At 69.2% G+C, this 23,730-nt stretch carries 20 protein-coding genes; 5 read left to right on the top strand and 15 right to left on the bottom strand.

The window, feature by feature from the left end; genetic code table 11:
- The first annotated feature begins 123 nt into the window (after positions 1-123).
- A complete protein-coding gene (locus tag BM417_RS32165; RefSeq protein WP_143138882.1) occupies positions 124-420 on the top strand; it encodes a hypothetical protein in 297 nt (98 codons plus the stop codon).
- Positions 421-781: 361 nt separating this feature from the next.
- On the opposite strand, the gene BM417_RS32160 is transcribed toward BM417_RS32165, so the two are convergent.
- The 10 genes from BM417_RS32160 to BM417_RS32115 form a co-directional block, all read right to left on the bottom strand.
- Positions 782-1,420: a response regulator transcription factor gene (locus BM417_RS32160; protein ID WP_093602344.1), complete on the bottom strand. Its 639-nt coding sequence runs from the start codon at positions 1,418-1,420 to the stop codon at positions 782-784.
- Positions 1,421-1,583: 163 nt separating this feature from the next.
- Positions 1,584-2,468, bottom strand: coding sequence for a type II secretion system F family protein (locus tag BM417_RS32155; RefSeq protein WP_093602342.1), 885 nt, complete (start codon positions 2,466-2,468; stop codon positions 1,584-1,586).
- Between the two features lies 1 nt (position 2,469).
- On the bottom strand, positions 2,470-4,077 hold the full coding sequence (locus BM417_RS32150; RefSeq protein ID WP_093602340.1) for a VWA domain-containing protein: 1,608 nt from the start codon (positions 4,075-4,077) through the stop codon (positions 2,470-2,472).
- Positions 4,074-5,426 (bottom strand): CpaF family protein, encoded by a 1,353-nt coding sequence (locus BM417_RS32145; RefSeq protein WP_093602338.1) that lies wholly within the window; start codon positions 5,424-5,426, stop codon positions 4,074-4,076. Before BM417_RS32145 ends, BM417_RS32150 begins: the two co-directional genes overlap by 4 nt.
- The gene (locus tag BM417_RS32140) at positions 5,423-6,577 is read right to left on the bottom strand and encodes an AAA family ATPase (protein WP_093602336.1); all 1,155 of its coding nucleotides are present in this window, start codon (positions 6,575-6,577) and stop codon (positions 5,423-5,425) included. Before BM417_RS32140 ends, BM417_RS32145 begins: the two co-directional genes overlap by 4 nt.
- Before the next feature lie 8 nt (positions 6,578-6,585).
- Positions 6,586-7,335, bottom strand: a complete 750-nt coding sequence (gene cpaB, locus BM417_RS32135) for a Flp pilus assembly protein CpaB (protein ID WP_093602334.1) — start codon at positions 7,333-7,335, stop codon at positions 6,586-6,588.
- Between the two features lie 15 nt (positions 7,336-7,350).
- Positions 7,351-8,388 (bottom strand): Tad domain-containing protein, encoded by a 1,038-nt coding sequence (locus tag BM417_RS32130; RefSeq protein ID WP_177320710.1) that lies wholly within the window; start codon positions 8,386-8,388, stop codon positions 7,351-7,353.
- A gap of 29 nt (positions 8,389-8,417) precedes the next feature.
- Entirely contained in the window at positions 8,418-8,819 is a 402-nt protein-coding gene (locus tag BM417_RS32125) for a TadE/TadG family type IV pilus assembly protein (protein WP_093602330.1), read from the bottom strand.
- A 64-nt stretch (positions 8,820-8,883) separates the two neighbouring features.
- Positions 8,884-9,039, bottom strand: a complete 156-nt coding sequence (locus tag BM417_RS47145) for a Flp family type IVb pilin (protein ID WP_218164631.1) — start codon at positions 9,037-9,039, stop codon at positions 8,884-8,886.
- 2 nt (positions 9,040-9,041) lie between these two features.
- On the bottom strand, positions 9,042-9,233 hold the full coding sequence (locus tag BM417_RS32115) for a Flp family type IVb pilin (RefSeq protein WP_093602328.1): 192 nt from the start codon (positions 9,231-9,233) through the stop codon (positions 9,042-9,044).
- Between the two features lie 207 nt (positions 9,234-9,440).
- Between BM417_RS32115 and BM417_RS32110 the strand changes: the two genes are divergently transcribed.
- Positions 9,441-10,049, top strand: a complete 609-nt coding sequence (locus tag BM417_RS32110) for a prepilin peptidase (protein WP_093602326.1) — start codon at positions 9,441-9,443, stop codon at positions 10,047-10,049.
- A gap of 2 nt (positions 10,050-10,051) precedes the next feature.
- Here BM417_RS32110 and BM417_RS32105 read toward each other — a convergent pair whose 3' ends face one another.
- From BM417_RS32105 to BM417_RS32095, 3 genes are read right to left on the bottom strand one after another with little or no spacing between them, the layout of a single operon-like run.
- Positions 10,052-10,930: an alpha/beta fold hydrolase gene (locus tag BM417_RS32105; protein ID WP_093602324.1), complete on the bottom strand. Its 879-nt coding sequence runs from the start codon at positions 10,928-10,930 to the stop codon at positions 10,052-10,054.
- 8 nt (positions 10,931-10,938) lie between these two features.
- Positions 10,939-12,282, bottom strand: coding sequence for an Rv3212 family protein (locus BM417_RS32100; protein ID WP_093602322.1), 1,344 nt, complete (start codon positions 12,280-12,282; stop codon positions 10,939-10,941).
- 5 nt (positions 12,283-12,287) lie between these two features.
- Positions 12,288-13,871: a DEAD/DEAH box helicase gene (locus tag BM417_RS32095; protein WP_093602320.1), complete on the bottom strand. Its 1,584-nt coding sequence runs from the start codon at positions 13,869-13,871 to the stop codon at positions 12,288-12,290.
- Between the two features lie 226 nt (positions 13,872-14,097).
- Here BM417_RS32095 and BM417_RS32090 point away from each other — a divergent pair, with 226 nt between their 5' ends.
- The 3 genes from BM417_RS32090 (at position 14,098) to BM417_RS32080 (ending at position 22,688) form a co-directional block, all read left to right on the top strand.
- Positions 14,098-14,739, top strand: coding sequence for a ferritin-like fold-containing protein (locus BM417_RS32090; RefSeq protein ID WP_093602318.1), 642 nt, complete (start codon positions 14,098-14,100; stop codon positions 14,737-14,739).
- Positions 14,740-14,782: 43 nt separating this feature from the next.
- Positions 14,783-15,007, top strand: coding sequence for a DUF3107 domain-containing protein (locus BM417_RS32085; RefSeq protein ID WP_093602316.1), 225 nt, complete (start codon positions 14,783-14,785; stop codon positions 15,005-15,007).
- Positions 15,008-15,200: 193 nt separating this feature from the next.
- A complete protein-coding gene (locus BM417_RS32080; protein WP_093602314.1) occupies positions 15,201-22,688 on the top strand; it encodes a DUF7927 domain-containing protein in 7,488 nt (2,495 codons plus the stop codon).
- On the opposite strand, the gene BM417_RS32075 is transcribed toward BM417_RS32080, so the two are convergent.
- Together BM417_RS32075 and BM417_RS32070 are read right to left on the bottom strand one after the other, a co-directional pair.
- Positions 22,685-22,993 carry a DUF4873 domain-containing protein gene (locus BM417_RS32075; protein ID WP_093602312.1) on the bottom strand — a complete coding sequence of 103 codons (309 nt, stop codon included), beginning with the start codon at positions 22,991-22,993 and terminating at the stop codon, positions 22,685-22,687. The two genes, BM417_RS32080 and BM417_RS32075, sit on opposite strands and share 4 nt — an antisense overlap.
- The gene (locus BM417_RS32070; RefSeq protein ID WP_090065711.1) at positions 22,993-23,676 is read right to left on the bottom strand and encodes a TetR/AcrR family transcriptional regulator; all 684 of its coding nucleotides are present in this window, start codon (positions 23,674-23,676) and stop codon (positions 22,993-22,995) included. Before BM417_RS32070 ends, BM417_RS32075 begins: the two co-directional genes overlap by 1 nt.
- Positions 23,677-23,730 lie beyond the last annotated feature (54 nt).

Below are 23,730 nucleotides of genomic sequence, written 5' to 3'. Positions count from 1 at the left end.
CGGGCGGGCTGCATCTGCCCCGTACGGATGTCTGGAGTGCGGCTTTTGCCGTAGGGCGTCGCCAGGGCTGCTGGGCCATGACTGCCCGCGTACCCCTTGCCCCGTAGGGTGGCGGGAGTGGACGTGGAAGCAGCAAAGCGGCCGTCGCGGACCTTCGGAATCCTGCGCGCTGTGAGCGGTGTGCTCGCGGTGGGCATGGTGCTGCTGGCCCTGGGGAACATCGGCGTCCAGTTCTACGCGAACTCCCGTGATCTGCCTGGGCCCGGCACGTTGTCCGTCGTCGCGCACGTGGTGGCGGCGTTGCTCGTGGTCGGCGGGCAGATCGTGGCCGACCGGTACGCGGACTGGAAGGCGCCGGTCGCCTCGCTGGCGGTGCTGGTCGTGAGCGGCGCGACGCTGTGGACCTTCTGGTGGGCGTAGCCCCAATGCGGTCGGTGCGGATGCCGAGGAGTAGCCGCGGGAACGCTCGCCCGGCTGTGGGCAGCCCGCATGGCAGTAGCTCTGCGCTCGATGATCATGAGTTGGCCGTACTTGCGCGCGCCCGAACTGCCACGAGCGCGAACATCGAGATCTGCGACCGACAGGAATTGGGCCTGGGTGCGGCCGCGGTGGGGACCGGGCGGCTCGCGGGGGACTTCGGCTCACAGGGACTTCAGCCAGCGGGGACCACAGCCCCCAGGAACGTCAGCCCCAGGAACGTCAGCCCCCAGGAACGTCAGCCCCCAGGAACGTCAGCCCGCTGGGACTTCAGTCCGCGCGACCGGGCAGCCCACGAGCGACGTCAGGCGGTCGCCGCGTCGCTGTGGATGAGGCCCATGCGCAGCGCCGCCATGAGTGCCTGGGCGCGGTTGGACACGCCGAGCTTCTCGTAGAGGCGGGAGACGTAGGTCTTGGCCGTCGAAGGCGAGACGTACAGGGTGCGAGCAATGGCCGGGATCGAGACGCCGTCGCGCAGGAGGTCCAGCACCTCGCGTTCGCGCGGGCTGAGGACCAGGCGGGAGGCTTGGCGGCGGGCCATGGCGTTGGCGAGGCCTGCCGCGGTGAACGAGGACGCCGCTACGGCGGCGTGCCGGATGGCGCAGAGGATTTCCTCTATGGGGGCGGTTTTGCCCACGAACGCCGACGCGCCGGTTTCCAGGGCGCGGAACAGCACGTCGTCCTCGCCGTGTGACGTCATCACCACGATGCCTAGGGCGGGATGGCGGTCGCGCAGGTCTCTGGCCAGCCTCAGGCCGTCGCCGTCGGGCAGGCCGACCGCCACGGTGACCACGTTCGGGGTGGCCGCCGCGATCACGGCGGGGGCATCGGCCGCGGTGTTCGCCTCCGCCACGAACTCCAGGTCTGTGTTGGCGACGGCGAGCATCTTCAGGCCGAAGCGGGTGAGCGCGTGTCCGTCGACGACGACAACTCTGATCACCATGAGCTGTCCCCTCTCCTTGAAGGTTCATCCCGCATGTCGCTCAAGGAGTCCTATTTGGTTACACCGAACGGACCAACAGGGTTGCCGGAAGGAGCAACAGGGTCATCGGTCCTGAGTGGACAGGGACCTAGGGATTCACGGGGATCTGCGGAATCACAGGGACCTACAGATTCATCAGGACGCGGGCGATGCTGATGGCGCCGGGCCCGATGATGATCACGAACATGGCCGGGAAGAGGCACGTGATCAGCGGAAACAGGATCTTCACGGGGACCTTCTGGGCTTGTTCCTCCGCGCGCTGGCGGCGGCGGACCCGCATTTCGTGGGCCTGTTCGCGCAGTACCGCGGCGATGGGGACGCCCAGTTCGCCTGCCTGGGCCAGCGCCGAGACGAAGGCGCGGAGCTCGGCGACGGTGGTGCGCAGCGTCAGGGAACGCAGGGACTCGTTGCGGGACTTCCCGATCTGCATCTCCTGCAGGACGCGGGCGCACTCCTGGGCCAGCGGGCCCGAGGTGTTGCGGGCCACCTGGGCCATGGCGGCGTCGAAGCCCAGGCCTGCCTCCACGCACACGGTGAGCATGTCGAGGGCGTCGGGCAGGGCGCGGCGGATCCGCTCCTGGCGTTTCTGGCCCGCGTTGAGCAGCAGCAGGTCGGGCAGGAAGAAACCGAACACGGCGCCGACGATGACGCCGGTGACCAGCCAGCCCACCGAACGGACGCCGAGCAGGCCGCCGAGGGCGGCGCCGAGCAGGAGACCCAGGCCCTTGGCGGCCAGCACGCGGTCCGGGGTCCACGCGGCGGGGTTGCCGGCGAGGTCCAGGCGCCGTTGCAACCCCGCCGCGACGCCTGCCGGGGACAGCCGCACGGCGATCGAGCGCAGCCAGCCGGGCGAGACGACCGCGTCTGGCGTGGAGGAGACGGCGGCCGAGTAGCTCGTCTCGATGAGTGCGAGGGAGCCGGCGGCGGTGGCGCGTGGTTTGAGGACGACGGCGGCGGTTCCGAGGAACACCGCGAGAAGTAGGCAGCCAAGTCCGAGGTACAGCGCCATGTCACACCTCCACGCGCACGAGTTTGCGCATCCACAAGGAACCGAGCACGACCAGCACTGCGGCGCACGAGAGCATCACGACGCCGATCAGCGTCGTGTAGAGCGGCCGCATGTACTCCGCGCGGAACCAGAACAGGAACCCCGCCAGGAAGATCGGCAGTCCTACCAGGACGTACGCGGACAGGCGGCCTTCCGCGGACAGGGCGCGGACGTGGCGGTGGGTCTGGGAGCGGTCGCGCATGGTCGCGACGGTGTTCATCAACACCTCGGCGAGGTTGCCGCCGACCTGGCGCTGGATGCGGATCGCCATCACCACCCACGCGAGGTCGGCGCTGTGCATGCGCGAGGCCACGCGGTCGAGCGCGTCCTCCAGTTCGGCGCCGATGCGGGTGGCGGCCAGCGCGCGGGAGAACTCGCCCGCGGTGGGCTGCGTGTCGTCGCGGACGACGGCGTCGATCGACTGGGCCAGCGAGAAACCGGAGCGCAGCGAGCTCGCGACCAGCTGCAGCACGTCCGGGAGCTGGTCGGCGAACGCGGCGCGGCGCTTCGAGGTTCGCGCCCGCACCACCAGTGCCGACAGCAGCCAGCTGAGCAACGCGCCCAGCGGCACGCCGATCCACCACGTCGTCAGCACCGTGAACAGCGCGGCGAGACCGGCGCCAGCGCAGAACCGCAGCACGGTCCACTCGGCGGGGCCGGCCTTCATCCCTGCCAGGTCGAGCCGGTCGGCGAGGCGGGCGGCGCCGTCCTCGCTCATCACCCGCCGGGTCCACACGACGGCGGTCTGGGCGGCCTGACTTTCCTCCTGCCCAACGGGTTCCTGCGCGCCGTAGTGCTCCAGGTGCCGTTCCAGCCTGCGGCCGGCCGCCGAACGGCGCGGCGCCAGCAGCATGATCACGACGAGGAACACCACCAGGAACGTGCCGGCGATCAGCATCCCGACCGCCCAGTTCCGCCCGGGAGACGGAGCGGGCACGACGACCGGCAAGGGCGTCGGCTCGGGCGTCGCGACGGCGGACGGAGGAGCCTGGGAAGGCACGGCCAGTGCGGCGAAAGCGGCGGCGAGGGCAGCGGCGTCCGAGGCGGTCAGCAGACGTCCGCCCGCGGCCGCGGCGATCCGGCGCAAAGCCTCGTCGCTGTACTGGAAGCCGATCACGTCCGTCGGCACACCGGCAGAGGCGACGGCCGACACGGCACTGTCCACAGTGGAGCGAGACACCGTGTCCTCGCCGTCGGACACGATCACCATGCGCCGCTCGTCGATCCCCTGCAACGCCGACAGGCCGACCGGCACGGCGTCGAACAACGACGTGTCACCCTTGGCCTGCAACCGGTCCAGCGCACCGGAGAACGCACTTCTGTCCGCGGTGGGCGCGAGAACCAGCGAGGGCTGCGACGAGAACGCCACCAGCCCGACCTGGACGTCGGCGGGCAGCTGGGCCACGTACGTCGCGATCGCCTGCCGGGCGACGACGATCCGGTCCGGCGCCATGGACCCGCTGGTGTCGAGCAGCACGACCACCCCGCGAGTCGGCGCGGCGAAGGCGGAAGCGCTGAACACCAACGTCAGCAGAAGGCCGGCCAGGAAGCCGGAGAGAAGCCGGGTCATCGCGGACCACCTCCGAACAGGTGCGGTGGAACGTCGATCCCGCGGTCCCGCAACCGCTCCACGAAGTGCGGCCGCAACCCGGTCGACTGAAGGGAACCCCGGTAGATCCCGCGCTCGTCGACGCCGGCGTGGAAGTCGAACGTGAAGATGTCCTGCAGGGTGACGATCTCGCCTTCCATCCCGATGACCTCGGTGATGTGCGTGATCCGCCGCGTGCCGTCCTTCAGCCGCGACTGGTGCACGATCAGGTCGATCGCGGACGCCATCTGCTCGCGGATCGCCCGCGACGGCAGGTCCACGCCCGCCATCAGCACCATCGTCTCCAACCGGGACAACGAGTCGCGCGGCGAGTTGGAGTGCACGGTGGTGATCGAGCCGTCGTGGCCGGTGTTCATGGCCTGCAACATGTCCAGTGCCGCACCGTCGCGGACCTCGCCGACGATGATCCGGTCGGGCCGCATGCGCAACGCGTTGCGCACCAGGTCCCGCACGGCCACCTCACCCCGCGACTCCACGTTCGGCGGCCGGGCCTCCAGGCGCAGCACGTGGTCCTGGCGCAGCTGCAGTTCCGCGGCGTCCTCGATCGTGACGATCCGCTCGTCGGCGGGCACGAACGACGACAGCACGTTCAGCGACGTCGTCTTGCCGGAGCCGGTGCCGCCGCCGATCAGGATGTTCATCCGCCCGTGCACGCACGCCTGCAGCAGGTACGCCGTCGCGGGCGTCAGCGTGCCGAACCCGACGAGGTCGTCGACCGTGAACGGGTCGGCGGCGAACTTGCGGATCGTCAGCACCGAGCCGTCCAGCGCGATCGGTGGCACGACGGCATTGACGCGGCTGCCGTCGGGCAGGCGGGCGTCGACCATCGGCGAGGCCTCGTCCACCCGGCGGCCGACCTTGGCCACGATCTTGTCGATGGTGCGGCGCAGGTGCGACTCGTCCGCGAACGCCACGGGCACCGGCTCCAGCCGCCCGGCGCGTTCGACGTAGATCTGGTCGAACCCGTTGACCATGATCTCCGAGATGCCGGGGTCCCGGAGATAGGGTTCCAGCGGACCGTGGCCCAGGATCTCGTCCAGCACCTCCAGCGCGACGCGGGCGCGGTCGGCGTTGGTCAGCGGTGTCTCGTCGCGCTCCAGCACCGCCTGCAACGTCTGGCGGACGCGAGTTTCCAGCTCGCGCTGGTCGAGGTGCGCGTCGTAGAGCTTGGGGCCCAGCACTTCCAGCAGACCCGCGTGCACGCTGCGCTTGACCTCGGCGAACGGGTCGGCGGCACGGGACTGGCGGCGCACCGGCGGCGTCGGCGAGGACGATTCCCGTTGCGCGGCAATGCGATTGGCCAGGCTCATCGGAACCACCTCTTCGAGGACCTGGCGGCGGCCACGGGTTCGGCGAGCACGTGTTCACGGGCGAACCGCGAGATGGCCTCGCTGACGGGGTGCCTGGGCAGGTCGAGGACGATCGGGTTGCCCTTGTTGACCGAGATCGGCACGTCCCTGCTGGACGGCACGTGGGCGCGGATGTCGTTGCGCACGACGCGTTCGATGTCGTCCATCGAGAGCCCGACCTTGGAGTCGGACCGGTTGAGCACGATCGACCGGATGTCGTGCGCGTACGACAGCAGGTCCAGCATGTCCAGCGTCACGCGCAGGTTCTTCAACGCCGGCACGTCCGGCGTGGTCAGCAGGACGTGGTGGTGCGAGGCGTCCATCGCGGCCAGCACGTGCTCGCTGAACGCGGACGGCGTGTCGACGACGACGAAGTCGAACATCGTCGGCAGCACCTCCAGCAGTTCGCTGACGAGCGTCGCCGGAATCCGTTCCGCGTCACCGGGTTCGACCGGCGCGAGCAACGCGCTCAGTCCCGGCCGGCAGGCCGTGAGCAGCGACGACGCGCCCGCGGCGTCGACGTGGCCGACCATGCCGAGCCCGTGCACGATCGTGCGGACCGGCTCGGCCCGCAGGCAGATGCCGACGTCGCCGAACGCGAGATCGAGGTCCACCAGGCACACCGACCGCTCCCCGCCGGCGGCGAGCACCGCGGCCAGGTTCACCGCCAGCGTCGTCTTGCCGCACCCGCCCTTCGCGGCGAACACGGTGATCACCTGACCGTGCCCGCGTTCGTCGGCCCGGGGCAGCGGCACTCCGGTGACCTGCGCGGACAGCGCCCGTGACCGCGTGCAGGCGTCCACCAGCGCCGCGAGGTCGTCCCGCGCCACGACCTCCCGCACGCCGGCGCGCAGCGCACTGGTCAGCACCACGACGTCGAGCACGTCGCGCAGCAGCACCACGCCGGCGGAAGGACGTTCGACCCGCAGGCCCGCGGTGAACGCCAGGGCCTCGTCCAGGTCGATGGCGGGACCGACGACGACCAGGGTCTCGGCGGGGTCGGCGGCGAGCAGCCGCGAGGTCTCGCCCAGGGTCCCCGCGGTGCGGACGTCACCGCCGAGCGCAGGGGAGAGCTGTCCGGCGAGAGCGGCCGGTTCGCACAGGATCGTCATGGCCCGCCTCAGCTTCCGAACAGGGTGCGGTTGTCGACGCCGGTGCCCGGCGCGATCTCGGACTTGCCGCCGAGCAACGCGAAGTAGAGCGTTCCCGTCTGCTGACCGTGGATCAGCTTCTCCGCGTCCGCCTGCTTCACCGCGACGGTGACGATCGCCTTGCCGACGTCGCCGTCCTCGGCGGCCTTCTTCTCGTCGACGACGGACAGGACCTCGAGGCTGGCCAGCAGCAGCCGGGTGGACTGGTTTCGTTCGTACTGCTTGGAAAGCCCGTCACCCGCCGGGGTGTTGCCCTTGCCGTCCATCACGGTGAAGGTGTCGAAGACCGCGACCTTCGACCCCTTCTGGATGAGCCCGCCCGCGCGCTGCCAGGCCTCGGTCGGCACGGTCACCGCGATCATGCCGTCCGGGATCGAGATTCCCTTGGCCAGCGACGCCTGTTCGGTGAACAGCGCCCTGGTGAGCAACTGCCCCTCGGGGATCTCCGACGACGTCACGAGCTCCGCCACCGACGAGTCCACTTCGGACATCGTGTTCTCCGGGACGCTGCTCTTGGGCATCTGCTGCTGCTCCACGAGGTCCTTCAGCGAGTCGGCGCTCGTGCCGGCGGGAATGCGGTCCTTCGCGACGAGCACGGTGACCGCCTGCTGGCCCGCGATCGCGCGGGTGTCGGCGCCGCGGACGTAGAGGAACACCCCGGCGCTGCCGCAGAGGGCCAGCACCACCGCCAGGATGATGACGAATGCGCGGTTCTTCATGACGACTCCTGGGTTTCAGCCGGTGAGCTGGACGATGCGGGCACCGAGATCGGGGCCGCCGATGGTGCCGGTGTTGGGCATGAGGCCCTCGACGAAGTAGCCCGCGACGCACTTGTCCGAGCCCTTGCACTCGTTCTTGTTCGTCAGCCAGTCCTTCTGGTTGGCGCCGGGCAGCCAGTAGCCGGTGACGACGAAGCCCGCGAAGCCCGCCAGCGTGTAGGTGCCGCCGGTGCCGGTGCCGGTGACCTTGGTGTAGATCGGGAAGTAGACGGCCTCGCGTGAGGTGAACGCGTCCGCCAGCGCGGTCTTGCAGTCGTTGCCGGCCGAGGCACCGGTGTTCGCGCTGTAGGTGTTGTTCACGATGTCGACCGAGCAGTCGGAACCGGTGTCGTCGACCCAGCCGAACATGCCGGGACCGTCCGACCCCGCCGGACCGCTGGGGCACGTCGTGCCGCCGGTGGTGTGCAGCTTGAGCACGCGGTGCACCGACAACGGTGGCGTGGTGGGCGGTGTCGGGCCGAAGTTCGTGCCGTTCGAGGTCGCCTGGTCCCACTCGCACCACGAGATCGTCAGAGCCATCGTGGTCGCGGTCTTCGGCGGGCCCCACCGGGCACGGGCACACGCGGCGACCCGCGAGCCCCCGTAGGAACCGTTGTCCAGCAAGGAGCGAGCGAACATCGGTGGCAACAGCGTGTCGCCACCGGACGTCTGCGTCGAGGTGTGCACGTCCACGTACGTGATGCCCGCGGCGGGCTTCGCGGGGCAGTCGGTCATCGCGCCCGTCGAGGCGGGGCAGGAAGGCAGCACGCCCCCTTTGTCATACCCGCACACCACCTCCACAGTGGACACGCCGTCCTTCGCGTTGTGGTTGGCGAAGTAGTTGGACTTGTTCACCAGGCAGGGCTCGGCGGCGCAGCTGTGGGCGACCGCGAGTGCCCCGGCGTCGGCCCCGTTCTGCAGTTCGGCACGCTCCTTGAAGAGGAAGCCGACGTCGATCACGACGGCGCCCATGCCGAGCAGGACGCCGAACCCGAGCAGGATGCCGAAGAGCACTCCGAGAGCTCCTCGGTCGTCACGCGTTCTCATCCGCATGGCATGACTCCCGTGGCGCTCAAGGAGATCGGGGCCCCGAAGCCACCGCCGCCGAACAGCCCGGCGAGACCGCCGACCGGCGTGATGAAGTCGTACGTGTGGCTGACCACGACCTCGGCGCTGTCTTCGCCAGGGGTCCCACCTGCGGGGCAGGCGTCGACCGCGACGTCGACGTCGTCGAGACCGGTCGCGGCGAGCACCGCGCGACCGCTGGGATCAGGCTGCCCCAGTGCGGCGACCCGGACGCCTTCACGCGCGGCCTGCGTCAGGGTGATCTGGGCGCGCACGGCCCAGCCGAAGTCCACGATGCCCATCACGAGGACGAGCACGATCGGCATCAGCAGGGCGACTTCGACAGCGGTCGCGCCGCGATCGCGAGCAAGGTTCGTCATGACCGCTCCGAAGAAAGGCGCGCGGCCGGCGGAGGGGAACGCCGGCCGCGCGGGACAGGAGACTTCAGCCATCGATGACGTCGGCGACGAACTCGAACATGGCGGCCATGTTCTCGCCGACCGCCGTGATGGCCACCAGGGCGGTGACCGCGATCAACGCCAGCATCAGGCCGTACTCGACGGCGGTGGCGCCGCGGTCCGAATCACGCGGACGCTTCACGGTCAGACCAGTTCGGCGGCGATCTCGTTGAACAGCGCCAGAAGGTTCACGCCGACCGCTGTCACACCGACGATGATGACGATCGCGATCAGGGCGACCATCAGGCCGTACTCGACGGCGGTCGCGCCTCTGTCGTCGTCTTCGCGCTTGGTGCGGGTGAGGAACGTCTGCACGTAGCTGAGGAAGGTGAGCATGGCGGTCTCCTGAGGGATGTGAGATCCAAGTCGGGACGCCGCAACTCTGCGTGATGGGGAACGGTCGCCGGTATCGGGCGATGAGGTGTAACGAAACCGCAGATCGGAGGACGTTGTCGGCCGACAGGGGGACACGCTGTAGACCGCTCGGCCAGACCTGCTCTCGTCACGTTCCGTCGCGATCGTACGCGCTCTACCGTCGGCCGCATGATGGTTCTCTGGGCCGCCGGCGGTGCCCTTGGTGGACTCGCCTCCGGTGTCGCGCTGCGCGGGCTGGTCAGCCGGTTCACGCACACCGGCATCGCGCTGCCGCTGGTGTCAGCGGCCGTTCTCGCCGTGCTCGCGCTCAAGTTCTCCGGCTCGGTCGAGGTGCTCGCGTTCGCGTGCCTGGGCGCCGTCGGGGTCGCGCTGGCGTTCATCGACACGGCCGTGCAGCGTCTGCCGGACGTGCTGACGCTGCCCGCGTACCCGTTGGTGCTGCTCCTGCTCACCGTGGCCGCGCTGACCGGCGGAACGTTCGGCGCACTCGGCCGGGCGGTGCTCGGCGGACTGACGCTCGCGTTCGTCTACCGCGTGCTGGAGTTCGTCAACCCGGCGGGAATGGGCTTCGGCGACGTGAAGCTGTCCGGTGTCATCGGGATGGCGCTCGGGTGGCTCGGCTGGCCGGTGCTGCTGTTCGGCGCGGCTCTCGCGTTCGTCCTGTCGGCCGTGGTGTCGCTGGTCCTGTTGCTGCTGAGGCGGATCACGCTCAAGAGTGCGTTGCCCTTCGGGCCGTTCATGTTGCTCGGCGCGTTCACCGCGGTCCTGTTGTCCTGACCTCAGGAAGTCAGCCAGGCCCGCCACGTCGGCAGCAGCGTGGAGATGAGCTCCAGCGGAGCCTCGGTGTTCGGCGAGTGCATCACGCCCGGCAGCACGGCGAAGTCGGCGTCCAGCCGTTCCGCCATGTCGCGCTGGGCGGCGGGCGTCCACGCGTCGTCCGCGTCGCCGCACACCACCAGGCAGGGCGTGCCGGACGAACGCAGTGCGCGGGCCAGCTTCGCGACCTGGTCCGGTTCGTAGCGCAGGCCGTTGCCCATGCCGAGCAGCGCCGCGGCCTGCGACTTGAGGAACCTGGTGCGGTAGAAGTCCTTCAGCTCCTGCGGCAGCGCCACCCAGGCCGGGTTCTGGGACGACCGCAGCTCGTTCAGCCGCTGGGTGCCCTCGACGCCCTGCTCGGTCAGCACGTGCTCGCCGACCTCCAGCACCGTGCGCCGTTCGCCGGCGGGCAGTTCGGACGGGCCCGACGACATGAGCGTCAGACCCGTGATCGGGGCGCCCGCGAACACCGCGGCCCTCGACACCAGACCGCCGTAGGAATGGCCGAGCAGCAACACTTTCCGGCCGTCCGCCGCGATCTTCCCGATCAGCTCGGCGAGCACCGAACCCAGCGGGCCGGGCCGGTAGAGCGCCTCGTCGTCAGGGCCCTGCGAGTCCTGCTGGCCCGGCAGGTCGATCGCGACGACCTCGAAACCCGCGTCCGCGATCGGGTCGATCATCGGCGCGAAGTCCTCTTTGGAACCCGTGTAGCCGGGCACCAGCAGCACGGTCGTGCGCATCGCGTCGTCGCCCATCGCGGGCGCGCGCAGAGCCGCGATCGTGCCGTAGCGGCCCGGAAAGTCGACGCGTTGCGCCCGGTTCGGGCTGATCTGCGAGTACACGAGCTGAACTATCGCAGTGCGACCAGGGTTTCGCCACGCTGCTCGAGCACGACGGGACCGGCTGTGGCGAGTTGCACAGGGCCCGTGAAGCCCTCGCGGTTGAGCTTGATCGTGCCCACGACGGCACCGGTGGCCTGCTCGTACACCCGCAGGCCTTCCTTCACCGGGATGAGCGCGCGGCCCGCGAGCGTCGTGCCGGCGCCCAGCGTGCCCTCGGCGGTCCACAGTGGAGTGAGCGTCTCCAGTGACAGCGCGACCGTGCGGGAACCGCTGAACCAGAAGGCGTTCGTCTTCGTCGTGAAGACGCGCGCCACGTGGTTCGGCGGGTCGGTGAAGTCGGCGTCGGGGATGTCGAGCGGCGCCTCGCCGACCTGGTTGCCGGTCTCCGTGTCGAAGATCTGCAGGCGGCTGGGGCCCGGCACCGCCACGGCGACGAGCTTCTCCGTGATGGCGACGATCTGCACGTTCCTGCCGCCGGTCATCGCGGTGGAGAACACCTTGGGCTCGTCGGACTTGTCCGGGTTCGGCTTGAGCACCGTGACCCGCTCCGACGCGTCGTCCGGGCAGCGTTCGATGATCGCGAACTTGCCGGACGTGACGGCCGTCGAGCCGTACGTGCAGCCGGCGCGCGGCTGCTTGCCCGGGTTCACGATCGCGCGCAGTGAGCCGTACTCGAGCGAGCGCACCAGGTCGTCACGCCGGTAGACCTCGACGAACTTCGAGCCGGTGGTGATCAGGTGCGAACCCTCGTTGAGCAGTGCCGTGCCCGGTTCCGCGTCGCCGTTGCGCTGCGCCCGCCGCTCGCCGGTGACGCCGTCGAGCGAGGAGAGCTCCGAGCAGTTCGTGCCCTTGGAGTACAGGGCCATCGCCCTGCCCCACGCCGAGCTCACCACGCACAGCGGCAGGTCTCGCTTGTACGTCCACCGGACGTCCCCGGTCAGCGGGTCGCGCCCGTTGACCTCGCCGCCGTCGCCGGTCACGACCGTCGACGGCTTCTCCTCGCCCGTGTCCTTCGACGCGGTCTGCACGACCACGGGCGACTGCGTGGCGCCGCTCTTCGCGCGCCACACCTCGCCGAGCGACGGCGGCAGCGCGGTGACCTCGGGCAGCTGCTCCCACGACGACGGCCCGGTGACCGACGTCGTGGCACGAGCATCGCTGAACGCCCAGGTCAGCACGGACGCGGTCACCGACACCACGGCGATCAGCGCGACCGCGATGAAGTCGGCACGGGTGCGCCAGGAGCGGGCGGGCGGACGTTCCTCGACGGGCCTGGACTCGGGCACGCTCTCGTGCGCGGGCTCATCGAGGACGTCCTCGACGTCGGTGACGTCGGAACCGGGGGACGACATGGTGATCAGTCTGCCGAAGGTGCGGCCTGTTCGGCAGAGCTTCGGCGACGCCGACGCCTGCGCGGCTTGTCCGAGGCGGACTTCGCGGAGCTCTCGCCGCCCTCGGCCGACGGCGCCTGCTCGCCCTCCTGCGTCACGCCCGCGCGGCTGCGCGTGCGCGAGCGGGAACGCTTCGGCCTGGTCTCCTCGGTGTTCGCCTCCGGAGCCTGCTCGGCGCCGGCGGGGGTGGAGCCGGGACGACGACTGCTGCGGCGCTTGCGCTTGCCGGTGTCGAGCTTCTCCTCCTCCTCGGCGTCGAGGCCCGCGCGGGTGCGGTGGCTCAGCGGCAGCCGGCCCGTGGAACCGGACGGAATGCCCAGGTCGGCGAACAGGTGGTCGGACGTGGAGTACGTCTCCACCGGCAGCGGCTGGCCGAGGCCGAGCAGGTCGTTGACCGAGGCCCAGCGGTGCGTCTCGTCCCAGTCGACGAACGTGACCGCGACACCGTTGCGCCCGGCACGGCCCGTGCGGCCGATGCGGTGGACGTAGGTCTTCTCGTCCTCGGGGCACTGGTAGTTGATGACGTGCGTCACGTCGTCGATGTCGATGCCGCGCGCGGCGACGTCGGTGGCGACGAGCACGTCGACCTTGCCGGCACGGAACGCCCGCAGCGCCTTCTCGCGCGCGCCCTGGCCCAGGTCACCGTGCACGGCGGCCGCGGCGAACCCGCGTTCGGTCAGGTCGTCGGCGACCTTCTGCGCGGTCCGCTTGGTGCGCGCGAAGACCATCGTCAGGCCTCGGTCACGGGCCTGCAGCGCGCGGGCCAGCATCTCCGGCTTGTCCATCGAGTGCGCCCGGTAGACGAACTGCGAGGTGTTCTCGTGCGTCTGGCCGGCGTCGTTCTCCTCGGCACGGATGTGCGTCGGCTGGTTCAGGAACGTGCGCGCCAGCGTGATGATCGGGCCCGGCATGGTCGCCGAGAACAGCATGGTCTGCCGCTCGTCGGGAACCATGTTCAGGATGCGCTCGATGTCGGGCAGGAAGCCCAGGTCGAGCATCTCGTCGGCCTCGTCCAGCACCAGCATGCGGACCTTGCCGAGCACCAGGTGGCGCTGTTCGGCCAGGTCGAGCAGACGGCCGGGCGTGCCGATGATGACATCGGCACCCTTGCGGAGCTGCGCGATCTGCCGCTCGTAGGGGATGCCGCCGTAGATCGCGGCGACCTTCACGCCCAGGTGGCGCGACGCGTCGGTGAGGTCGTGCGAGACCTGGAGACACAGCTCACGGGTGGGCACGACCACAAGGGCCTGCGGAGTGCCGTCGCCGGGCAGGTCGACGCGGTGCAGCAGCGGCACGCCGAACCCGAGGGTCTTGCCCATGCCGGTGCGGGCCTGGCCGATGAGGTCGTCACCGGCGAGAGCGATGGGGAGCGTCAGCTCCTGGATGGCGAAGGTGCGTTCGATGCCGGCTTCGCCGAGCGCCTTGACGATCTCGTGACGCACGCCGAGCTCGGCGAACGTGGGGGATTCGGACTGCACCGGGGCATCTGCCAGCAACGGGTGCGACGTGTCTTCCTCGGGAACTCCGGCCTCGCTGTGTTCGAGTGCCACCGGGTCCAGATGTGCTTCTACTTCAGCGGTCAGGGTGATCAGCCTCTCTCGTACCAAGCGCGTACGAGCCCTGGCCGGGCCTCTCGACCGCGCTAGATGAGCAGCTGCGGGAAAGGTGTACGCGCACCATTTCTGCGCCGCGCAGCGTGGTCGTCACACTCGTCACGCCGGGCGTCCGAGGCCATTCTACCTGCCCAGACACATTTGACCACTAGGCTTGCGTCTCATGGGTGTTGCGGAGGGTGTTGTCGATCTTCTGGGAGCGCTTGCATATGGCGAGCTCTCGGCTTTCGACCGGATGACGGAGGACTCGCGCACGGCGCCGACATTGGCGGGACGCGCTGCGCTCGCGCAGATGGCCGCGGCCGAGATCGGGCATTTCACGCTGCTTCAGAAGCACCTGGCGACCGAAGGCATCACCGTCGAGGACGCGATGACGCCGTTCGTGAAGGGTTTCGACGCGTTCCACGAGTCGACGAGCCCCAAGTCGTGGCTGGAGTCGCTGGTGAAGGCGTACGTCGGGGACGGGCTGGCGGCGGACTTCTACCGCGAGATCGCGGAGTGGCTGGACGCGCCGACCAAGGCGCTGGTGCTCGCGGTGCTCGCCGACACGGGTCACTCGGCGTTCGCTGAACGCGAAGTCCTGGCCGCCGTGGAGACCGATCCGCGGGTGCGCGACCGGCTCGCGCTGTGGGGCCGGCGGCTGCTCGGCGAGGCGTTGACGCAGGCCCAGTACGTGGTGGCGGAGCGGGACGGCCTCTCCGAGCTGATCATCCGGGGCTCCGGGGACCTCGCCGGGATCGGTCAGCTGTTCCGCCGGCTTCAGCAGTCGCACGCGCGGCGCATGACGCAGCTGGGTCTCGGCTAGGTAGGCTCGGCCGTAGATTTTTCTCTTGAGCACGGAGGTCAGCGTGGAGGTCAGGATCGGCGTCGCGGACAGCGGGCGCGAACTCGTCGTGACCAGTGAACTCAACCCGTCCGAGGTCGAGGCTCTGGTGGCGGACGCGGTGTCCGGCAAGTCCAGCGTGCTGTCGCTGGTGGACGTCAAGGGTGCGCGGTTCGTCGTGCCCGCTGGCCGCGTCGCGTACGTGGAGATCGGCCCGCAGGACTCGCGCAAGGTCGGGTTCGGCGCCTGAGACGGCAGAACGTGAGAGAGGCCCCGGTCGTCACGACCGGGGCCTTTTTCGTTCAGGAACGGCGCAGTATCGATCACCGCCGCCCGACCCGCAGTCCGGCTGGGCGTCGAGGTCGCCTGAAGCGGTGACTTCGCTGGTAGGAGCATGTGCGCGCACCTAGCGTGACGGAGTCGTCACGCTCTTGAGGAGTGCTATGCGCGCCGCCCTGCTGGCCCTGTTGCTCGTGGTCTCGGCAACGACCTTCTCCCTGCCCGCGCAGGCGTACCAAACGCACGCGGCCGGGTCTTGGTCCACGAGTTCCTCGTTGCCGGCGGTGAACGCGTCGGCGCGTTCGACGTTGACGTCCGGTGCGGTCGTCACGGCGTCGGTGTCCGGAGCGAACCTGCGGCTGACCACGCTGAACTCGCCTCCCGGTGACCGCGGGGCGGTGCCCGGCAACTTCCGGCCTCAGATTCCCGCGAACACGGCGTTGATCGGTCTCACCGCCGCCGGTGCGGGATGTGCCGCGTTCGTGGACTGCTTCAACCGGGGCACGCTGACGTTCTCGTTCAACCGGCCGGTGCGCGACCCCGTGCTGCACATCGCGGGCAGCGGCGCGACCATCGGCAACACCGGCAGCACGCACGTCGCGCACACCCTGACCACGCCCGGAGTGACGCTGGACGGGCCGCTCGCGGGCGCGACGAACATGACGATCGGGCAGAACGGCACCCGCATCGAGGCGCCGAACCGCAACCTCAACGTGCTGTGCAACTCCAACGGCGCGAGGTCGGCCCCCGCGTCGTGCGGCAGCGTCCGCATGAACGGCACGGTCAGCTCCGTGAGCTTCCAGGTCGACATGCTCACCAACAGCAGCAACGCGACTGACGACTTCTACGTCGCGGGCGTCTCGGTGGACGAGGACTTCGGTGACGCGCCCGCGAGCTACGACACCGGTGCGGCGGCCAGCCACGTCGTCGGCGATCTGGCGTTGGGCTCGGGCGTGTCGGTCGACAACCCCGCGACGATCAACCTCGGTTCGACCACGCCGAGCCCCAAGGCGGTGGCGGCGGGCGCGGACAACAACCTGCCCAACGGCGACGACCTCGACGACGGCGTGGCGGCGTTCCCGCGGCTGGCCCGCTCGAACGCCGGTGACGACTACTCGGTGCCCGTGACGTTGTCCGGCGCCTCGCAGGCCGGCCGGGTGTGCGCGTGGATCGACTTCAACGGCAACGGCTCGTTCGACACCAACGAACGCGCGTGCGCGAGCTTCGCGGCCGGCGCGGGATCAGCGACGATCACCTGGAAGATTCCGCAGAACGTCAAGTGCGGTAACACCTACGCGCGGTTCCGGGCGAGCTACAACACCGATCAGGCGGCCAACGCGACGGGTCTCGCGGACAGCGGCGAGGTCGAGGACTACCGGCTGCCGGTCGAGTGCCTGGACATCAAGAAGTCCACTCCCCAGACCACCGCGAACCCCGGCGACCAGGTGCCGTACACGGTCACCATCACCAACTCCGGCGCCACGGACGTCACCGGCCTGACCGTGTCCGACGACCTCACCGAGGTGCTGGACGACGCGACGTTCAACAACGACCAGGCCGCGACGTCGGGCACGATCTCTTATGCCGCACCGAAACTGACGTGGACCGGCGACGTCGCCAAGGGCAAGACGGTCACGCTGACCTACTCCGTGACGGTCAAGAACCCGATCACCGGCGACCACCAGCTGCGCAACGCCGTCGTGAGCAGTGCGGGCAACTGTCCGCCCGGATCGACGGACCCGGACTGCTCGACCACGGTGAACACGCCGGGCCTGAAGATCGAGAAGTCGGTCGACCGGCAGTCCGCCAATCCCGGCGACACGGTGAAGTACACGGTCAAGGTCACCAACACCGGCAAGACGCCGTTGAACGCGATGTTCGCCGACGACCTCACGAAGGTGCTCGACGACGCGACCTGGGGCAGCGCGACGGCCTCCTCCGGCACGGCCACGTTCGCCTCGCCCAAGCTGACCTGGACGGGTGCGCTGGCCGTCGGGGCGTCGGCGACCGTCACTTACACGGTCGTCGTCACCGGCAACGGCGACAAGCAGCTGACGAACGTGGTCACCTCGGAGACGCCTGGCAACAACTGCGTGCCGAGCTGCACGACCGACACCCCGGTGTCCGGTGTCCGGTTCGAGAAGCAGGCCGACAAGCAGTCGGTGAACCCCGGCGAGACCGTGACCTACACCGTCACCGTCACGAACACCGGTAAAACTCCTTTGCAGGGCGCCACTTTCACCGACGACCTGGCGAAGGTGCTCGACGACGCGGCCTGGGTCTCCGCGACGGCCTCCTCCGGCGTGGCGGAGTTCGTCTCGCCCAAGCTGACCTGGATCGGCAACCTGCCCATCGGCGGGTCCGCGACCGTCACGTACTCGCTGAAGGTCTCCAACCCGGTCAAGGGCGACTTCCAGCTGGACAACGCGATCACGTCCAGCACGCCGGGCGGCAACTGCCCGCCGGGATCGACGGATCCGAAGTGCGGCACCACGACTCCGGTGGCCGGCCTGAAGATCGAGAAGGCCGTGGACAGGCAGTCCGCGAACCCCGGCGACACCGTCACCTACACGGTGAAGGTCACCAACACCGGCAAGACGCCGTTGAACGCCACGTTCTCCGACGACCTGTCGAAGGTGCTGGACGACGCCGACTGGATCGGCACCAGCGCGGGCACGTTCACCTCGCCCGTGCTGACCTGGACGGGGGCGCTCACCGTCGGTGGTACGGCGACGATCACGTACACCGTGAAGGTGACCGGCAAGGGCGATCACCTGCTGGACAACGTGATCACGTCGACCACGCCCGGCAGCAACTGCCCGGAAGGCTCGGCGGACGCGGACTGCCGCACCTCGACGCCCGTTTCCGGAGTGGAGATCAAGAAGGAGGTCGACCGGCAGACGGCGAACCCCGGCGACACCGTGAAGTACACGGTGACCGTGTGGAACACCGGCAGGACGCCGCTCGACGCCTCTTTCACCGACGACCTGACGCAGGTGCTCGACGACGCGACCTGGGGCAGCGTGACGGCTTCCAGCGGTACGGCGAACTTCGTGTCTCCGACCCTCACGTGGAACGGCGCGCTGGCCCCCGGCGAGTCGGCGACCGTCACCTACACCGTGGTCGCGAACGGCAAGGGCGACAAGCAGCTGACGAACGTCGTCACCTCGGAGACGCCCGGCAACAACTGCGTGCCGAACTGCACGACCACGACGCCGGTGTCCGGTGTCGAGTTCGAGAAGTCGGTGGACCGGCAGTCGGCCAAGCCCGGCGACACCGTCAAGTACACGGTGACCGTGCGCAACACCGGCAAGACCCCGTTGCAGGGCGCCACCTTCACCGACGACCTGACCGACGTGCTCGACGACGCCGAGTGGGTTTCCGCTGAGGCCTCAACGGGTTCGGCTTCCTTCGCGTCTCCTCGCCTGACCTGGACCGGTGACCTCGCGGTCGGCGGCACGGCCACCGTCACGTACACGGTGAAGGTCGGCGATCCGGCGGACTTCAAGCTGGACAACGTGATCACGTCGACCACGCCGGGTGCCAACTGTCCTGGCGGCGAGAAGTGTTCGACCAGCACGCCGGTCGCCGGGCTGCGGATCGAGAAGTCCGACGACCGCGACCAGGTCGTGCCCGGCGACACCGTGACCTACACGATCAAGGTCACCAACACCGGCCAGACCGTCCACACAGGAGCGTCGTTCACCGACGACCTGACGCAGGTGCTGGACGACGCGCGCTACAACGACGACGCGCAGGCGACAGTCGGCGCGGTCACGCTGGTGTGGCCGAGGCTCGAGTGGAAGGGCGACCTGCCGATCGGCGGTACCGCCACGATCACCTACACGGTGACGGTGAAGAACCCGAACCCCGGCGACAAGAGGCTCAACAACAGGATCACCTCGGACACGCCCGGCAACAACTGCCCACCCGGCTCCAGGGACCCTTCGTGCAGCACCGAGACGCCCGGCCGTGAGCTGACGATCGAGAAGAAGTCCGAGCCCGCGTCGGCCAAGCCCGGTGACGCGGTGACCTACACCGTGACGATCACCAACACCGGCCAGGTGCCGCTGACCGGCGAGAAGGTGACGGACGACCTGTCCGGCGTGCTCGACGACGCTGCCTGGGTGTCCGTGCAGGCCTCCACGGGCAAGGCGGAGTTCGCCGCGCCGACGTTGACGTGGACCGGTGATCTCGCGGTCGGCGCCTCGGCGACCCTGACCTACGTGGTGCGCGTCAACGACCCGATCAAGGGCGACCACAAGCTGGTCAACGTGGTCAGCAGCGAGGTTCCGGGCAACTGCCCGCCGGGTTCGGCCGACCCGAGGTGCTCGACCACGACCCCGTTGCCCGGCATGGAGATCGTGAAGGAGGTCGACCGGAAGTCCGCGAACCCCGGCGACACCGTCACCTACACCGTGACCGTGCGGAACACCGGGCAGACCGAGCTGAACGCGTCGTTCCGCGACGACCTGACGAAGGTGCTGGACGACGCGACCTGGGGCGGTACCGACGCGGGCACGTTCACGTCACCGGTGCTGACGTGGAACGGTGTGCTGCCGATCGGTGGCTCCGCGACCATCAAGTACACGGTCGTCGTGACCGGCAAGGGTGATCACCAGCTGACGAACGTCGTCACGTCCGACACCCCCGGCAACAACTGCGTGCCGAACTGCACGACCACGACACCTGTGTCGGGTGTGGAGATCAAGAAGACGGCCGAGCCTGCGTCGACCAAACCGGGCGACACCGTGAAATACACGGTGACCGTGCGGAACACGGGTCAGACCGTGCTCGACGCGTCGTTCCGCGACGACCTGACCGGTGTGCTGGACGACGCGACCTGGATCGGCACGAGCGCCGGGGTGTTCGCTTCGCCCGTGCTGACCTGGTCCGGGCAGTTGGCCGTGGGGGAGACGGCGACCGTCACGTACACGGTCAAGGTGACCGGTGCGGGCGACAAACGGCTCAAGAACGTCGTCACGTCCGACACCCCAGGCAACAACTGCGTGCCGAGCTGCACGACCGACACCCCGGTCGCCGCGCTGAAGCTGGTGAAGAAGTCGGAGCCGGCCACGACGAAACCCGGTGACGCCGTCAAGTACACCGTGACGATCAGCAACACCGGGCAGACCGTCCACAGTGGAATCTCGGTCGCCGATGATCTGACCGGGGTGCTGGACGACGCTACCTGGAACGGTGACCAGGCCGCGTCAGCGGGTTCGGTGTCGTTCGTGGCGCCGAAGCTGACGTGGACCGGTGATCTGGCGGTCGGTGCGTCGGTGACGGTCACGTACTCGGTGAAGGTCACGGGTGCGGGGGACAAGCGGCTCAAGAACGTGGTGTCGTCGGAGACCCCGGGCACCGACTGCTCCGAGGGCTGCACCACGGACACCCCGGTCGCGGGGCTGGAGATCGTGAAGAAGGTCGCGCCGGAGAAGCCGGTGCCGGGTGATGTCGTCACGTACACGGTGACGGTGAAGAACACCGGCCAGACCGCGCAGAACGCGTCGTTCGGCGACGACCTGACCGGCGTGCTGGACGACGCGACCTGGAACGACGACGCGGCGGCGACCGTGGGCGAGGTGTCGTTCGCGGCACCGGCGTTGACCTGGACCGGCACGCTGCCGATCGGGTCGCAGGCCGTGATCACGTACTCGGTGAAGGTGACCGCGGCCGGCGACCACCGGCTCAACAACGTCGTCACCTCGGACACCCCCGGTGGCAACTGCCCGCCGGGATCGACGGACCCGAAGTGTTCGACGTCGACTCCGTTGCCGGGCATGGAGGTCAGCAAGAGCGTGGACGTGAAGTCGGCCAAGCCCGGCGACACCGTCACGTACACGGTCAAGGTCGTGAACACCGGCCAGACCGACCTGGTGGGTGCGTCGTTCGTCGACGACCTGAGCAAGGTGCTGGACGACGCGACCTGGGCCGGCACGAGCGCGGGCACGTTCACGTCGCCGAAGCTGACCTGGACAGGTGACCTGCCGGTCGGCGCGACGGTGACCGTGACCTACTCGGTCAAGGTGAACAACCCGGTGAAGGGTGACTTCAGCCTCGACAACGTCGTGACGACCGACACGCCGGGTGGAAAGTGCGTCGAGTGCACGACGGTCACACCGGTCGCCGGACTGAAGCTGGTGAAGACGTCCGAGCCCGAATCGGCGAAACCCGGTGACGAGGTCAGGTACACGGTGACGATCACCAACACCGGCCGGACAGTCCACAGTGGAATTACGGTCACCGACGATCTGAGCGGTGTGCTGGACGACGCGACCTGGGTCGGCACGAGCGCGGGCACGTTCACGTCGCCGAAGCTGACCTGGACCGGTGACCTGGCGGTCGGCGAGTCGGTCACGATCACGTACTCGGTGAAGGTGACCGGCGACGGCGACAAGCGGCTCAAGAACGTGGTGTCGTCGGACGTCCCGGACACGGACTGCACGGAAGGCTGCACCACGGACACCCCGATCGCCGGCTTCCAGATCGTCAAGAAGGCGGACCGGGCCGAGGCCAGGCCGGGCGAGAAGGTCACCTACACGATCGTCGTCACGAACACCGGCGCCACGATGCTGCGCGACGCCGCGTTCGTCGACGACATGACCGAGGTGCTCGACGACGCCACGTACAACGGCGACGCGGCGTCGACCTCGGGTCTCGCGACCTACGCGGCGCCGAAGCTGACGTGGAAGGGCGATCTGGCTGTCGGTGCGTCCGAGACGGTGCGGTACTCGGTGACCGTCACGGGCAAGGGCGACCTGCGGCTGAAGAACGTCGTCACGTCCGACACCCCCGGCTCGAACTGCCGCGACGGCTGCGCGGTCGAGGTGCTGGTGCCGCGGCTCGAGATCCTCAAGAAGGCCGACCGGACCTCGGCGAAGCCCGGCGACCTCGTCGCCTACACCGTGACGGTCACGAACACCGGCCAGACCACGTTGCCCCAGGCGAGCTTCGTCGACGACCTGAGCGGCGTGCTGGACGACGCGTCCTTCGTGGACACGAACGCCGGTGTGTTCGCCAAGCCGAAGCTGACGTGGACCGGTGAGCTGGCGATCGGGGCCACGAGGACGGTGACGTACCGGGTGCGCGTGAACGACCCGCCGACCGGGGACTTCAAGCTGCGCAACGTGGTCACGTCGGACACGCCGTCGAACTGTCCCGGTGACGCGTGTGGCACCGAGACCCCGGTGTCGGGCCTGGAGATCGTGAAGAAGGCGGACCGGGCGGACGCGAAGCCGGGCGAGAAGATCACCTACACCGTGACCGTCCGGAACACCGGCCAGACGCCGATCACCGGGTCGTTCACCGACTCGCTGGCCGACGTGCTGAAGGCGGCGACGTGGGGCGGCACCGACGCGGGCACGTTCACGTCGCCGGTGCTGACCTGGTCCGGCGAGCTCGCGGTCGGGGCCTCGGCCACGGTGACGTACTGGGTGACCGCGAGCGGCCCCGGTGAGCTGCGGAACGTGGTGAGCTCGGACGTGCCGGGCTCGAACTGCCGGCCCGGCGGCTCCGACCCGAGGTGCTCCGCGACCGTGAAGGTGCGGCAGGACCCGCCGATCGCGTGGACCGGTTTCCCGGCCCTGCCCCTGGCGGCGTTCGGCCTGGTCCTGCTGCTCGCGGGTGTGCTGATCAGGCGAAGGGCCTAGGCCGGCTCTTCGATCTTGTAGGGCGGAGTGGAGATGCCACCGACCCGGTAACGGCCCCACGGGTCGGGGTCGGTGAGCGTCCCCTCCGCCTGCCCGGTGGGGGTGCGCAGCAGTGCGGTCCGCGCGCCTCCTTCGACCCGGCTGGTGACGTCGTCGTGCTTCTTGATCCGCCCGTACCAGTGGTAGCGGCCGTCGATCGGCTGGAAGTAACCCCGCAGATCGACCTCGACCGCGACTTCTTCTTCTCCGAAGACGAGGGTGGCGGTGCCGCTGTAGCCCTCTTCGTCGTGCTCGTGCTCGCTCATCAGTCAACCAATCGCAGCGGGGTGAGTGGCTTTGCCGGGTCTGCCTGGACGCCCGCCGAGCGCAGCAGCCCGTCGATGGCGTGCCAGATCAGCGTGGTGAGGTACTCGCTCAGGTTCGTGCGGGACATGGTCTGGCGGTCGAGCCACCAGTCGCCCGCGTTCTGCACCATGCCGACGAGCGCGTGCGCCCACGGCTCGGCGCCGCCGGAGTCCATCTCGAAGGAACGCAGGTAGTCGCCGAGGATCCTGGCCAGCGTCGACGCGATGAGGTTCTTGTCCTCGGCGACGACGTCCTTCTCGACCGGGCGGTCCACGAACGACCCCTTCACCACGAACCGGTAGAGGTTCGGGTTCTCCTCGATCACCGACAGGTAGGCGTCGACGATCCCCAGGATGCGGCCGCGGATCGGGCCGTCGGCGATCAGCGCGGGACCCATCCGGTCCATCAGCAGCTCGGTGGCCTTCTGACCCACTGCCAGGTACAGGTCGGACTTGTCGGTGAAGTGCCGGTACAGCACGGGCTTGCTGACGCCCGCCTCCGCGGCCACGTCGTCCATGCCGACGTCGGGGCCCTTCCTGGCCACGGCGGCGATCGTGGCCTCCACGAACTCCGCCCTGCGCTGCTCGCGATGACCCTTCCACCGCTCACGTCGCGCGTCCGGCCCCTTGACAGTGCGTGCCATGTGACGCACGCTACCAGAAGTAACCGTTACCTCAAGTAACACTTACCGGGGAGG

The organism is Lentzea waywayandensis (assembly GCF_900115955.1).
GTDB lineage: Bacteria > Actinomycetota > Actinomycetes > Mycobacteriales > Pseudonocardiaceae > Lentzea > Lentzea waywayandensis.
The sequence above is the reverse complement of the archived record's forward strand: the minus strand, read 5'-3'. Positions and strand labels throughout refer to the sequence as shown.

Coding starts and splice junctions, on each gene's coding strand:
- BM417_RS32160 (WP_093602344.1), bottom strand. CDS start 1,420: ATGGTGATCAGAGTTGTCGTCGTCGACGGACACGCGCTCACCCGCTTC.
- BM417_RS32090 (WP_093602318.1), top strand. CDS start 14,098: ATGGGTGTTGCGGAGGGTGTTGTCGATCTTCTGGGAGCGCTTGCATAT.
- BM417_RS32070 (WP_090065711.1), bottom strand. CDS start 23,676: ATGGCACGCACTGTCAAGGGGCCGGACGCGCGACGTGAGCGGTGGAAG.
- BM417_RS32115 (WP_093602328.1), bottom strand. CDS start 9,233: ATGCTCACCTTCCTCAGCTACGTGCAGACGTTCCTCACCCGCACCAAG.
- BM417_RS32080 (WP_093602314.1), top strand. CDS start 15,201: ATGCGCGCCGCCCTGCTGGCCCTGTTGCTCGTGGTCTCGGCAACGACC.
- BM417_RS32100 (WP_093602322.1), bottom strand. CDS start 12,282: ATGTCGTCCCCCGGTTCCGACGTCACCGACGTCGAGGACGTCCTCGAT.
- BM417_RS32125 (WP_093602330.1), bottom strand. CDS start 8,819: ATGACGAACCTTGCTCGCGATCGCGGCGCGACCGCTGTCGAAGTCGCC.
- BM417_RS32150 (WP_093602340.1), bottom strand. CDS start 4,077: ATGACCCGGCTTCTCTCCGGCTTCCTGGCCGGCCTTCTGCTGACGTTG.
- BM417_RS32110 (WP_093602326.1), top strand. CDS start 9,441: ATGATGGTTCTCTGGGCCGCCGGCGGTGCCCTTGGTGGACTCGCCTCC.
- BM417_RS32075 (WP_093602312.1), bottom strand. CDS start 22,993: ATGAGCGAGCACGAGCACGACGAAGAGGGCTACAGCGGCACCGCCACC.
- BM417_RS32145 (WP_093602338.1), bottom strand. CDS start 5,426: ATGAGCCTGGCCAATCGCATTGCCGCGCAACGGGAATCGTCCTCGCCG.
- cpaB (WP_093602334.1), bottom strand. CDS start 7,335: ATGAAGAACCGCGCATTCGTCATCATCCTGGCGGTGGTGCTGGCCCTC.
- BM417_RS32140 (WP_093602336.1), bottom strand. CDS start 6,577: ATGACGATCCTGTGCGAACCGGCCGCTCTCGCCGGACAGCTCTCCCCT.
- BM417_RS32155 (WP_093602342.1), bottom strand. CDS start 2,468: ATGGCGCTGTACCTCGGACTTGGCTGCCTACTTCTCGCGGTGTTCCTC.